This window comes from Leptospira hartskeerlii (assembly GCF_002811475.1).
Lineage (GTDB): Bacteria > Spirochaetota > Leptospiria > Leptospirales > Leptospiraceae > Leptospira_B > Leptospira_B hartskeerlii.
In genome coordinates this window covers 116,384-129,628 of record NZ_NPDL01000007.1, presented here as the reverse complement: position 1 = coordinate 129,628, position 13,245 = coordinate 116,384, and the positions used below count along the sequence as shown (strand labels likewise).

The following is a 13,245-nucleotide window of genomic DNA, read 5'->3' as shown; positions in this document are numbered from 1 at the left end:
TTTGGGGAAAGTTTCGTCATGGTTGGATTTGCAAACAAGGAAGGAATAGACATAAACTGAGGCACTTAACGGCCATGTTTTGTGCGGGTTTTGGGGAGAAAATGAGAGAAGAGAGGTTTCGCACAGAGACCATAGAGAACATGGAGGATGTAGGAACTCCTAAATGCGATTTGACCAGAAAAATCTCTGTGTCCTCCGTGAGCTCGGTGCGAAAATTCTTAGCCTAGGATCCTTTCCTTCAATTCAGGAGTTGGCATCCTGCAGGATTCTCTTTTTCCAAAGAGTCTATATCTATTTTTTGCAATCAGATCATATACAATATTGCGAAGAGATTTAGGAATGATATAACCAAGTTTTAAGATCTTCCAGAAGCCGCCCACCTTGCCGCAGATCTCAATGATTGCATTTGATTTGATATGAATTTCCTTCCCATCCCAGAAAAGGATACTGTCTATCCTCCGGATCTTTTCTTCCAAGGATTTAGATTGGATCAGGTTCTTTGCATATTCAGATTGAAGACTCGCAAATTTTAATCTTTTGTATTTGTCCAGATCCAAAAGTACATTTACAGCACCGTTGCATAAATTGCAAACTCCATCAAATAGTACGATCGATTCTGTAAATTCCGACAAGTGGACCTTCTTCCTTTTATTTAGACAGCTTAGAGGTGTATAATTTTAGGATTTCTTTAGGACTTGCAGCTTTCCAGGATTTAACGCTAAATCCTCTTTCTCTAAATTCCACCACGATTTCGGAATCTTCTTCAAAATCAAAAACAGAATAGGAGCTGTTTTCAAAAAAGAACGCTCTGTTTCGAGAAGTAAAAAAAATCGGCTGGTCTCCCCTTCCCACTCCTTGCTCTTCAGAGAACAAGAAAGATTTTTTTCCTTTTAGATTAAGATGGGAGAATTGTTCTCCTAATCCATAAATACTTTCTGATCCGTCCGATTTGAATTTTATAAATGTACGATTTAATTCTGGGTTAGAAATTTCTACCTTCCAATCGAGTCCAGAATTGGAAGAAGATACAAATCTGATAGAATATTCCGTTTCACAATTTTTTCCGATAAGTTTTCCTTGGACGACTAATGCACCGGATTCAAATCCAAGACTTTCAATTGATTGAGATCCACATTCTAATATGATCTTATCTTTGATCTTGAAGGTTGCCTTTCTATAATTTACGATCTGTTCTCCTTTTGCAGAAGAGAGAAATGGTTCCTGGACGGAAAATTCCAATATTCTACCTTTAGAAGTAATGAACGACAGTTCAGTCGGTAAGAATACCGCTTTGACTCCGTTACCAAGATCGAATTCTTGAGGAGGAATGGAAAACGGAGAGATTTTTTCAAATATAGATCCGCAATCCGATAAAAATGCAAATAATATGCTTATAATAAAAAAGAACCTCATCGTTATTCCTCTTAGAAACTAACGAGAGGTTCTTTTAAGAAGCTTAAGAAGTCTTTCTTTTTTTAACTTTTTCTGTCTACACCACCGACTCTTGGCGCAGAAGCTCCTGCTCCAGTCTGTCCGTATATATTTGCTGCTTGTTTAGGTAGATTGGATTTTCTCCATTCAAACCAAGAGCCAACATATACGTTCACGTCGTTGTATCCTACTTCTTTGAGCATCATTGCAAGCAGAGATGATCTTGCTCCGTTATAATCGTAGATAACGGTGGTCCTTTCCGGCATGAAAGGAAAACCTCTTAACTTTTTATTGAAGAAGGTTTTATCCACGAGTTCACCGTTCGCGTCATACAACATTCTCCAATCCCAAAGAAAAGCGCCTGGCAATCTACCGCATAGACTTCCCGGTTCAGGAGCAGTCAAACGAGGAAGTTTTCCGTCGTATTCTTCAGGTGTGCGAGTATCGAAAATTTGGAGTCTAGTTAAGTTCTTTTCTAAGAAAGCTTTATCTATTACTCCTTCGAGCTTGCGTATTTTGGAAGCAGGGCCACAATCTAATTCTTTAGAACCTTTTTCTTTGGTTCCGTCGACAGGCCAGCGTTGTCCGATCAAAAACGCATTTTGAAAACCTGCGGCTCTTAAAAGGAATACAAGTCTGGATGCGAACATACCCATTCCTTCGTCGAAAACCAAGATCCTAGACTTCTCCTCTTTTTTAGCGAGAGCAAGTATCTCTTCGATCGGACCCAATAATTTTTTGGAAGAGTCCGGATCGGAAGCAAAAGCCTTTTTGACGAATGGAAAATAATACGCACCCTTTAAGGTGGATTCCTGATATTGCGCTTGGGAGCGACAATCGATGAATAAGTCCTGCTTTTCGTTCAGGTCGGTTTTAAGAAAACTCCAGTGAGACAAGATGAATACCGTTATATTTTTTACTCTTAGTTTTAACCATATTCCAGAGTCCCGTTTCAGAGTTTAACTTTTTTTTGGTATTCTTGAAAATTCGAGACATAATCGCAAGAATTCTACGGAAATTCCTCTTCTATTTTCAGATCTGTAAAATCCGCTTTTTCCCGAACCGATAATAATTAAGAATGTTTTCCCCGATGCAGAATATTTTCCATTTAAGAACGAAAAGACTCCTTCTTTCTTTTGTAAGCCTAGGAGTTTTACTGTTTTTTTCCGTTTTTATTCCTGATTCGGGAAGTTTTGCAGAAGAACCCCAACTCCAAAAGGCAAATTCCAGGATTGGAGACTTTGCTGAGAAAGAATTTCAGGAAGGATGGAGAAAATATTCCAAAGAAAAAGACGCAAGGCCTTTAAAAGAATGGTTCAAGCAACATGGAACCGTTCATATCGGTGAGTGTAAGTTCAGATCTACTCATGAAATGGAAGAAATACAGGTTCTTTCTCTGGATTGTCCCGGAAAAAAACTAAACGGTTTCTTTTATTCCGGAGAAGAAAGATTACGTTCTCCAGAAAGAATAGATTCCTTCAGAGTGAAAGGTCCTGTTAAGTTAGGAAAAACCGTTTACTGGGAGTTAGAATTTTCTGCGGAGAATTTAAAAGCTGCAAGTTCCAAACCTGCACCGGGTGGGAAATCCAATCCGGAAACAAAATTAGTGGAGAAAGCTTCCACGGTGAATTTTGGTCTGCAATATTTCTTAAGCATCGCAAAACATCCGATAGACCGTCCTACTCCTAAAGGAAAGGAGATCTTTTTTGATTCTTCCTGCCCTCTTCTTTACTTAGGTAAGGATGCGGACTTTTATTGGGACAAGTCTTTGTATTATTCTTTCCAAGCTAGTTGTTTACCGGATTCTCCGTATTCTTGGATCAGGATTAAAGCGGATCTGAGCGGAAATGTTTTAGTGGATAACCAACCCACGGAAGAACTACAAGAAGGTGCACGTTACCTGGCAAAATTGAAATTAGAATCGGTAGAAAAGGATAAAATTGTATGGTCCGACGCGGAGTTGTTTCATGAATAAATTTTGGATACTTCGCGCGGGACTAGTCCTACTTTTTAGTTTTCCTGTCTTTTCCCAAACGAATGGGAATTCGGATCTTAAAACGTTATTGAACGGTGTTGTTATCGTTAGGAGCGATATTTATCCTGATGCAAGCGATCCTTTGGAATTCGGGGACCAGGATCTTTCCCGAGATGTGGGTTCCGGCTTCATTATTGCAGGAAATAGAATATTAACAAACGCTCATGTGATCTCGGAATCCAAGTATTTGAAAGTCAAACGTTTTAATAGCAGTAAATATTATAATGCAAAAGTGGAATTTATAGGTTTTGACTGCGATTTAGCTTTGATCTCCGTTGAAGACGAAGAATTTTTTTCAGGTGTAGAACCTTTAGAAATTACGGAAGAATCCCCTTCTCTTGGTAGTAATCTTTTGATGCTCGGTTATCCGGAAGGTGCGGAAAATCTCACTTTGGAGAATGGACTAGTCAATCGTGTGGAAAGATTGAGATATTCTTTTACAGGCCTAGATTATAGAAAAGTAATCCGCGTAGGAGCTAATATTCTTCCAGGATATTCAGGTGGTCCTGCGATCCAAAACGGAAAAGTGGCAGGGATTATCTTCGAAGTTAGCCAGATCCAAGGAAATACCGCTTATCTGATCCCTCCTGAAGTAGTACAACATTTCCTAAAAGACATACAAGACGGTCAATACGACGGGTTTCCTTTCGTAGGTTTTACATTTCAAAACGGGAATTCCGAATCTGTAAAAAAGTATTTGGGAGTTCCTCAGAATTTACAAGGCGTGCTTGTGAATAAGGTTTATCCGAATTCTTCTTTTTCGGATGTTTTGCAAACGGATGATTTTTTATATAAAGTAGATGAGGCTTACCTGAATAACGAAGGTGGGCTTTTAGAATTTACAGGAAGAACAATCGTAGATTTGATCGAGCCAGGTTTTGTAGGCCAAAAGCTTACTCTGTATTTTTATAGAAATGGCAAAAACTTTAAGATCCAAGCAGAATTAAAAAAGACGGACTCTTTGGAATTGTATAGAGATCGTCAGATCAGAAGCTTTTTGGGAGCGGGACTCTTGTTCCAACCTGTAAACCGTGCATTATTCGGCAAAGAAAGCCAACGAGTAGAAACTGCGCTCAGATACCATTACAGTTATTTTATACAGGACGATCTTTTCAAATTTACGGAAAGAGATCTGATACTGACTACTATCTTCCCGGATCCTCTCAACTCTAAATACTTAAATTATCGTTTCAAAATATTAGAATCCATTAATGGAAAAACTCCCGCCAATATCTCCGAATTTAAGGACTATTGGAAAAAGTATTCGAATGGAACCTTGGTTTTAAAATTCAGAGGTGTTGGACTTCCTTTGGTTTTGGATGCTAAAACTGTTAGGACAATAGACTTAAGAGTTAGAAAAAGATTCGATATCAAGTCGGACGAATCCAAGGAGGGAAAATGAGATTTCATAAATTCACATTACTTCTCATCTTTTGTTTCTCAGGATTTTTAGAAAATGTAGAAGCCAAAGCAGATTCAGAATTTTCGCTTCTGGTCCATTTCAGAAAGTATTCTCATCATAACCCTTTCCAGAAAGGAACTCCATATCAGAAAAAAGTTCCTGCAATTCGTGTGGATGAAAGAACTGCACTTGCACTTTTAAAACCTGGAGAAGTTCCGCTCTTTGCTGAGATCCATCCGGAGGAATCCGCAGGCAGAAAAGCGTATTTCCAAAAAGTAGATTTAGACACTGGGATTGGGATCGTTCTTCTTCCTGAAAACTACGGAAGATCTAAAAAAGTCTCTCCTATTGCGATCTTAGAAGAAGGTGTAAGGACCCAAGGGGTTTGCTCCTCCTTCTTCACTAATTTTGAATGGGGAAGTTTAGAATTTTCTAAATCGATTTTGCCTCTTTCTAAACTTTCCAGAAAGGAAAACCAGGACGGAGCCAGAAGTTTTCTTTTTTCAGGAAAAAAAGTCTGCGGATTTACTGACGGTACTTGGAACGCAGGTGCAGATCTTCTTCGTAGATTTTACCAGAGTAGATTTTCTTCCTTATCCCCATTTCCACATCCGGGTTTTTCCGCAGAAGGTTCTTTAACTCCTGCAGAAGAAGATTATTATTTTCCGAAAGGTAGTGTTGGTGCTGTAGTTTCCGAAGTCCTTCCTGGGATCGGTCCTATGCATAATCTATTTCCGGGTGATGCAGTTCTTTCCGTGAATGGGACTCCGGTTGCTTCTAAACAAAGGCAAGTATTGTATGATATCCTACTCAGTAAGAATGGATCTTACCTCAATTCGGGCGAATGGGTCACTCTATCATTGTATCGTGACGGTAGAAAAAGAGAGATACGTTATCAGCTAAAACCGTATAACGAGGATTCTTTTCTGATCCCGGAAAGTTCGGACAAGATCGCTCCTAAATATATCATCGCAGGCGGATTACTTTTCACCGAACTCACTCATACATATTTGAAAGAATATGGAGAAAAATATAAATCCGCAAGCGATAGAAAGTTAGTATACTTAGCCGAAAGTTATTCTAAAAAACTTCATCCTGAAAGAAGTCGTATCGTATTACTTTCCAGAGCCTTTCCAGACGAGAAGAACAGGGCTTATCAGGAATTCCAAGATTTGATCTTAGAATCTGTGAATGATAAGGTTGTGGATTCTGTAGAAGGTTTGAAAGCGGCAATTTCAGAAAATAAGGACGAATTTTTGATCTTCCGGTTTTCAGGAAATAAATTGGCAGTTTTCGATAAGTCAGAGTTAAAAAGTTTGGACGAAAGGATAAAATCCTTATATTCTCTCGATTCTCTAGATAATATACGCTGACAAAATTCTTGACTTGAATACCTTTCCAAGGTTTTCTTTTGTTTTCCGAATAAGGCCACTAAGCATTCGGAAGTTCTGAATTAGGAATTTATTATGAAAATCCTTTTCGTTGATGACGAAGAAGTTATCCGAGATCTATTCCAAGAAATTTTCGGCAGCGAATACGAACTCGTTCTGGCCGGGACCGCGGAACAAGGTTTAACTTTAGCGGAGTCGGAGACTTTCGATCTTATCATCACCGATATTCGCCTTCCAAGGATGAACGGTATAGAGTTCATCACTAAATTGAGGGAAAAAGGAGTAGAAACTCCTTTTATAGTCATCACAGGAAATCAGGACATCCAGATCTCTATCAATGCACTCCGATTAGGAGCCGTAGATTTTTTCCTAAAACCGTTCCGGATGGAGGCAATCCGTTACTCTCTCTTAAGGTTTAAAAACTTATTTTATGCGGGCAAGGATCTGGTGGACAAACGAATGTTCCAGGTCCGAGAATCAAGACAGAAGTTTGCACTACTTCCTAGACTTGGGAATTTGAACCAATATGTTCATTTAATCCTGAAATCTCTGGCTCATCTTCCAAATCTGCATAACGAAGATCAGCTCTCCTTAAAGGTCGCATTATATGAATTGATCGGCAACGCGATTGAGCATGGTTGTGCTCACATTACATATCACCAAAAACAAGAGTTGATGTTCCAAGAGAATGATTACTTCTCTTATGTGGACAAGATCTGCGAATCTAAAGAAGAATGGATCCGAGTAGAAGTCGACTACGACGATACAAGAGTAACCGTTATCTTGGAAGATGGAGGAGACGGTTTCGATCCTGCAAGAGTTCCGGATCCGGTACAGGATCCGAATGCAAGCCAGCTTTCAGGCAGAGGGATCTTCTTAGTTCGTATGAATGTGGATTCTCTTTCTTATAATGAAAAAGGAAACCAAGTCACATTCGTAAAAAAACTTCAAAAAACGGAAGTTAAACCGAAACAAGTCTAGGCTGGCAATTCATCATAAAGATAGAATATTCTAATTTTAGAATATATTTCGTCATCTATTTGGTAGAAGGTCTATAATACGCTAAAAAATAGCCGCTAAGCAAGAACCAGGAAGGGATCTGTCCTAAGAAAAATGCTCCCGCCGCTCCCATAGTCCCATATTCTGGGATCAAAAGATTATCCAAAACCAATCCGAAGATCAATCTTACCAATGCAAGTATAGCAAGTAACCTAGGCTGGCCCAAAGCGAACAAAGCCATTCCAAGCGGAGAAAACACCAATTGAAATAGATAATTCGGATACAATAATTGGAATACGGGAACTGATTCGGGATATTTTCCGGAGAACAATGCGGAGAATACCCAGTCTCCTAAAAACACCCAAGGCCCTAATGCCAATGCAAATACAACCGCTACTAAGATAGATTTGCCTAAATAACTCGTGAATTCCTTATTCTCAGTAAGTCTGGAGAGTTTAGGATAGATCATTGAATTCAAAACTGAAAACAAGATCACAAATCCACTGAAAGGTTGTAATGCCACTCCGTAAGCCGCCACTGCCTCGTTAGAATGGTATTTGTTTAAGAAAAATAACTCCATTCTATCGGACACGATCGCAAACAAAGATGCCAAAAACGCGTAACGGTTGAATGAGATGAGTTCCCTGGTCTGTTGTCGGACTTCTTCTTTATCGCCCGCCCAATGTAGTTTTCCTCTCGGGAATAAAAGGAAAAATAGTACAATTGTAAAAACCGGAGCAACGGAGAAGATCCCAAGTATATCCAAATGCCCGAGCGCATGCTCCGAAAATTGGTCCGCTAAATATAGGATCAAAATACGGATCAGGTTCGGAAGTGGATACCATATCGAAAGTGCGTGATATTGTCCGAAAGAAACAAATATACTTTCGAAATACGAATTGAAAGAAAGAACAAAGCTACCGAATACCAGAAGGAATGCAGCCAGTGCGTTCTCCTTTAAAAAATAAACGGCAATTCCAGTAACAAACACCAACAGAAATAACGCTGCCCATTTGACCCAAAGAGAAGATGCGAGAAGCACTCCAATCTTACGTTTGTCTTCTGTCATTGGAGCAAGGAAACGTACTAAGGCGGTGGGCAATCCGAATTCTGCCACGGCTAAAAGCACCGGCAGAAATCCGGAATAATATTGGAAGATCCCATTCTCGTTCTTACTCAGGATCCTGACCGAATATACCATGAAGATAAAATTCAGTAAGGAGGCGATTACCTTGGAAAACCCTACTGAAAAAAAGCTACGTATGAATCCGGAGGTCCGTAATTTTCCGAAACTTTCGAAAATGAACTGTAAGGAGGATCCAAGGCGAAGCATGAAGTTAAGTCAGATAGATGCCTCCGCGTATCCTTTTCAAAAGAATGGGAGCGAGATGGCCGATATAGTAACACACGATCCCATACTTAAAGTATCTGGCAACCGGATTTTCCCCAAATAGAGAGGAGAGAATTTTTCCGAGAGCCAAATAAAAGATCAAGATCCCAAGAATAATCACACCGACTCGGATTAAAAATACGATCCAAGAATCGACTGATTTCCAATCTAGCCCTTCCCTCTTGTTGTACAAAATCCCGATCCCGAAACCTGCAAGCGCTCCCGCAGAAGAGATCACCTGCTCCCAGGATCTATTTGTAGACTCAGGTTGGCTAGGATCATGAAGAAGAATACTAGGCACAGTAATAGCTAAAATGAAAAGCACAAATGACTTCAATTTTTTTTGGTCAGGGGCCTGTCCCGTATTAGGGGTCTGTCCCACAAAACTCGGCTCTAAAATTTCCGGATCTTTTGTGAACAAGAACTCTAATCCGAATAATATGAGTATTCCTAAAGTAAAACCTCCCAAAGTATCTCCCAAAAAATGAAGTCCCGCGTACATTCTTGAGATGGGCATGAATAGGATCAGAAACGCGGTGAGTATCCTCACCCAGCGAATTCGTATATGCAAAAATAATGTTCCGTATAACACCACTGCAGTCTGTACATGTCCGGATGGAAATCCGTATGAACCCTCCATGAGTCCGAGTTCGGAAGGAAAAGGTAAACCGATCGGTCTAGGCATTGTAAGAAGAGCCTTAAAAGCTCCATTCACAACTCCTGCGATTAGCAATCCCAATGTCATTCTGATCCCTATCTTACGATCCACACAAAGATAGATGAGAGAGACCAAAGCCATAAAAAAGAGAGAAGAGCCCAAGTAATGGAACAAAATCGTAAAAGGGTCCAGTACGGTTTTTAAGAAGGAAATATGAAGAGCCTCTAAAGGCGCGTTAGAGAATAAGATCTCTTTCCACAGGAAACTATCCGTCATAAAAACGAACATATAAAGTTTCGGTTTTAAACGCAAAATGAATTCTTTTCCGGATCTTTACCTTCCGGGTGTTTTTAGAACAGTCGTTTTGTATGCCAAAATCCGGTTGATAGATTCTTATTCCTGCAGCATGATAGATATATAGATGGAATTTATTGAACGATCGTTCTCCAAACGACAAAACAAACAAAGTTCGGTTAAAATTTGCCCAAGCTCGAACATTAGGAGAATATAATGGAACCTGAAGTTTATATCCCCCATAATAAATTAAAATTTGTGACAGCGGCCTCGCTTTTTGACGGCCATGACGCTTCCATCAATATTATGAGAAGAATACTCCAATCCTCAGGAGCGGAAGTAGTTCATTTAGGTCATAATAGATCGGTTCAGGAAATTGTAGATTGTGCCATCCAGGAAGACGTTCAGGGAATTGCTGTCACAAGCTACCAAGGAGGTCATGTAGAATATTTTAAATACATGATAGACCTTTTAAAAGAAAAAGGAAGCTCTCATATCAAAGTATTCGGCGGAGGCGGAGGGACCATTCTTCCTTCGGAGATACAAGAGTTAGAAGCTTACGGAGTTTCTAAAATTTATTCTCCGGACGATGGACGTTCTTTGGGTCTCCAAGGAATGATCAACGATCTATTACAAAAATCTGATTTTATTCCACCTCATAGATTTAACGGAAATCTATTCTCTGAAATTCGCAAAAAAAATCCAATCGCGATCGCAGAATCCATTTCCTTAGTGGAATCTTCCGAAAATGATCCTAAGAAGGTAGATACGGGAAAATTAGATTTTCCGATTTCTAAGAAGACAATTCCGATCTTAGGAATTACTGGAACGGGAGGTGCTGGAAAATCCTCTCTTACCGATGAACTTGTCAGAAGATTTATTCATGATTTCGAAGATAAAACTATAGCCATTATCTCCGTGGATCCTTCCAAAAGAAAAACGGGCGGTGCCCTCTTAGGAGATAGGATCCGAATGAATTCTATCTCTCATCCAAGAGTTTATATGAGGTCTTTTGCGACCAGAGAAGCAAATATCGCATTAAACCGAAATGTCAAAAAAAGTTTGGATGTTCTCAAAAGTTCCGAATTCGACTTTGTGATCGTAGAGACCGCAGGGATCGGGCAAAGTGATTCGGAGATCACGGAAGTATCCGATCTTTCACTCTACGTAATGACTCCCGAATTCGGTGCCGCTACACAATTAGAAAAGATTGATATGATCGATTATGCGGACCTGGTCGCAGTCAATAAGTGCGACAAAAGAGGAGCGTTAGATGCCATCAGAGACGTTCAGAAACAATACCAAAGATCCAGAAAATTGTTCGATTCCTCTCCGGAAAAAATGCCAGTCTTCGGAACAATCGCTTCTCAATTTAATGATCCGGGAACAAATAACTTATATGTTGCACTCATCGATTCTTTGAATAAAAAATTCAATCTTGGATGGAAATCTAATTTTGTTTCCAGTGCCGAGACTAGCCAAAAGATCCACATCATTCCTCCTGATAGACAAAGATATCTTGCGGAGATCGCAGAAGAATGCGAGAAATACGAGAACTTCGTCAAAAAAGAATCCGAAACTGCAGAAGTTTTATACAGGATCAAAGGCACAATCGAGGTATTAAAAGAAAGAGGCAAAAACGTTTCCGACTTGGAAGAAGAATATTCCAAAAGAGAGGCCCAGCTTCATCCGGATACAAAAAAGATCCTGAAAGAATGGGATTCCAAACTGGAAAAATATTCAGGAGAATTTTTCACTTATACAGTTAGAGACAAAGAGATCAAGGTAGAGAATTTTACAAAATCTTTAAGTAATCTAAATATACCCAAGGTTTCCGTTCCTAAATTCCGAAATTGGGGAGAGATCGTAAAATGGTCTTACACTGAGAATTTCCCAGGAGAATTCCCATTTGCAGCGGGAGTATTCCCTTTCAAGAGAACCGGTGAAGACCCTACTCGTATGTTCGCCGGAGAAGGCGGACCGGAAAGAACAAACTCAAGATTCCACTATGTCAGCCATGGAATGCCGGCTCATCGTTTAAGCACTGCATTCGATTCAGTCACTCTATATGGAGAAGATCCTGGACTTCGTCCGGATATTTACGGTAAGATCGGGAACTCCGGAGTAAGTATCGCCACTTTAGACGATGCTAAAAAGCTCTATTCAGGTTTTGATCTTTGTAGCCCGAGCACTTCCGTGTCCATGACGATCAACGGACCGGCACCGATGCTTCTATCCTTCTTCTTAAACACCGCGATCGACCAAACCTGTGAGAAGTATATTCGAGCAGAAGGGAAAGTGGAAGAAGCAAAATCCAAACTTGCAGAGATCTATTCTAAAAAAGATGTTCCTGTTCCTCATTATAAAGGAGAGATCCCGAAAGGAAATGATGGTCTGGGCCTTCTTCTTTTAGGAACTACCGGAGATCAGATACTTCCTAAAGAAGTTTATGAAAAGATAAAGAAGGAAACTCTTTCTTCCGTTCGAGGAACGGTTCAGGCAGACATCTTAAAAGAGGACCAGGCACAGAATACGTGTATCTTCTCCACTGAATTCGCATTAAAATTGATGGGAGATATCCAAGAATATTTTATCTGGAATAAGGTCCGAAATTTTTATTCCGTTTCTATTTCAGGATATCATATCGCAGAGGCGGGAGCAAATCCGATCACTCAGGTTGCATTCACTCTCGCAAACGGATTTACATTTGTGGAATATTATCTATCTAGAGGAATGAAGATAGATGATTTCGCTCCGAATCTTTCCTTCTTCTTCTCCAATGGAATAGATCCAGAATATGCGGTAATCGGCAGAGTAGCCCGTAAGATCTGGGCCAAGAGTATGAAGTATAAATACAGCGGATCTGAACGTTCTCAAATGTTGAAGTATCATATCCAAACTTCCGGTCGTTCTTTACACGCGCAAGAGATCGCATTCAACGATATCCGCACCACCTTACAAGCATTATATGCAATCTATGATAATTGTAATAGTTTACATACAAACGCATATGATGAGGCGATCACAACTCCGACAGAAGAATCAGTCAGAAGAGCGATGGCTATCCAGCTCATCATCAATAGAGAATTGGGATTAGCTAAAAATGAAAATCCTCTACAAGGTTCCTTCATCATAGACGATCTTTCCGATCTAGTAGAAGAAGCGATCTTGTCCGAGTTCCGACGTATCTCTGAAAGAGGAGGAGTTCTCGGTGCAATGGAAAGAATGTACCAGAGAAATAAGATCCAGGAAGAATCTTTAGAGTATGAGCATAGAAAACATACCGGAGAAATTCCTGTGATCGGAGTGAACACTTTCTTAGGAAAGGATGGATCTCCTACTATTCTTCCGGAAGAAGTGATCCGCTCTACAGAGGCTGAGAAAAAAGCACAAATCAACGAATTGGAAGCATTTCAATTTAGGAACCAAGAGGATTCAATTCACGCTTTGAAAAATCTGCAGGCTGCCTGTCTTTCCGGAGAGAACGGATTTGAGGCGTTAGTAGAAGCAGGAAAAGTTTGCTCTCTAGGACAAATGACCCATTCTCTTTATGAAGTGGGTGGCCAATACAGAAGAAGTATGTGATCCGTTAGAGTGATACAAATCAATTCTGAGGACCTTTTTTTGTTTCCCTTCGGGTTTCAA

10 protein-coding genes are annotated in these 13,245 nt (G+C 40.0%); 5 read left to right on the top strand and 5 right to left on the bottom strand.

Annotated elements, in window-relative coordinates:
• Positions 1-218: 218 nt before the first annotated feature.
• The 3 genes from CH352_RS13840 to CH352_RS13830 form a co-directional block, all read right to left on the bottom strand.
• On the bottom strand, positions 219-632 hold the full coding sequence (locus CH352_RS13840; protein WP_100707707.1) for a thiol-disulfide oxidoreductase DCC family protein: 414 nt from the start codon (positions 630-632) through the stop codon (positions 219-221).
• A 16-nt stretch (positions 633-648) separates the two neighbouring features.
• Positions 649-1,413, bottom strand: a complete 765-nt coding sequence (locus CH352_RS13835; protein WP_243396401.1) for a hypothetical protein — start codon at positions 1,411-1,413, stop codon at positions 649-651.
• A 62-nt stretch (positions 1,414-1,475) separates the two neighbouring features.
• Entirely contained in the window at positions 1,476-2,327 is an 852-nt protein-coding gene (locus CH352_RS13830; protein WP_100707708.1) for a sulfurtransferase, read from the bottom strand.
• 194 nt (positions 2,328-2,521) lie between these two features.
• Between CH352_RS13830 and CH352_RS13825 the strand changes: the two genes are divergently transcribed.
• The 4 genes from CH352_RS13825 (at position 2,522) to CH352_RS13810 (ending at position 7,240) form a co-directional block, all read left to right on the top strand.
• Positions 2,522-3,406: an LIC11113 family protein gene (locus tag CH352_RS13825; RefSeq protein WP_100707817.1), complete on the top strand. Its 885-nt coding sequence runs from the start codon at positions 2,522-2,524 to the stop codon at positions 3,404-3,406.
• On the top strand, positions 3,399-4,868 hold the full coding sequence (locus tag CH352_RS13820) for a S1C family serine protease (RefSeq protein ID WP_100707709.1): 1,470 nt from the start codon (positions 3,399-3,401) through the stop codon (positions 4,866-4,868). The genes CH352_RS13825 and CH352_RS13820 overlap by 8 nt, the downstream gene beginning before the upstream one ends.
• Positions 4,865-6,241 (top strand): PDZ domain-containing protein, encoded by a 1,377-nt coding sequence (locus tag CH352_RS13815; protein WP_100707710.1) that lies wholly within the window; start codon positions 4,865-4,867, stop codon positions 6,239-6,241. Before CH352_RS13820 ends, CH352_RS13815 begins: the two co-directional genes overlap by 4 nt.
• Before the next feature lie 93 nt (positions 6,242-6,334).
• Positions 6,335-7,240, top strand: a complete 906-nt coding sequence (locus tag CH352_RS13810; protein WP_100707711.1) for an ATP-binding response regulator — start codon at positions 6,335-6,337, stop codon at positions 7,238-7,240.
• A 55-nt stretch (positions 7,241-7,295) separates the two neighbouring features.
• Here the strand turns inward: CH352_RS13810 and CH352_RS13805 are convergent, their stop codons facing one another.
• Together CH352_RS13805 and CH352_RS13800 are read right to left on the bottom strand one after the other, a co-directional pair.
• Positions 7,296-8,591: an oligosaccharide flippase family protein gene (locus CH352_RS13805; RefSeq protein WP_100707712.1), complete on the bottom strand. Its 1,296-nt coding sequence runs from the start codon at positions 8,589-8,591 to the stop codon at positions 7,296-7,298.
• Positions 8,592-8,595: 4 nt separating this feature from the next.
• The gene (locus tag CH352_RS13800) at positions 8,596-9,618 is read right to left on the bottom strand and encodes a phosphatase PAP2 family protein (RefSeq protein WP_100707713.1); all 1,023 of its coding nucleotides are present in this window, start codon (positions 9,616-9,618) and stop codon (positions 8,596-8,598) included.
• 198 nt (positions 9,619-9,816) lie between these two features.
• Between CH352_RS13800 and CH352_RS13795 the strand changes: the two genes are divergently transcribed.
• A complete protein-coding gene (locus tag CH352_RS13795; protein ID WP_100707714.1) occupies positions 9,817-13,185 on the top strand; it encodes a methylmalonyl-CoA mutase family protein in 3,369 nt (1,122 codons plus the stop codon).
• Positions 13,186-13,245: the final 60 nt, after the last annotated feature.

What these genes read in the sequence shown, in the direction of transcription:
- CH352_RS13825 (WP_100707817.1), top strand. Translation starts at nt 2,522, where the DNA reads ATGCAGAATATTTTCCATTTAAGAACGAAAAGACTCCTTCTTTCTTTT.
- CH352_RS13815 (WP_100707710.1), top strand. Translation starts at nt 4,865, where the DNA reads ATGAGATTTCATAAATTCACATTACTTCTCATCTTTTGTTTCTCAGGA.
- CH352_RS13795 (WP_100707714.1), top strand. Translation starts at nt 9,817, where the DNA reads ATGGAACCTGAAGTTTATATCCCCCATAATAAATTAAAATTTGTGACA.
- CH352_RS13820 (WP_100707709.1), top strand. Translation starts at nt 3,399, where the DNA reads ATGAATAAATTTTGGATACTTCGCGCGGGACTAGTCCTACTTTTTAGT.
- CH352_RS13835 (WP_243396401.1), bottom strand. Translation starts at nt 1,413, where the DNA reads ATGAGGTTCTTTTTTATTATAAGCATATTATTTGCATTTTTATCGGAT.
- CH352_RS13805 (WP_100707712.1), bottom strand. Translation starts at nt 8,591, where the DNA reads ATGCTTCGCCTTGGATCCTCCTTACAGTTCATTTTCGAAAGTTTCGGA.
- CH352_RS13810 (WP_100707711.1), top strand. Translation starts at nt 6,335, where the DNA reads ATGAAAATCCTTTTCGTTGATGACGAAGAAGTTATCCGAGATCTATTC.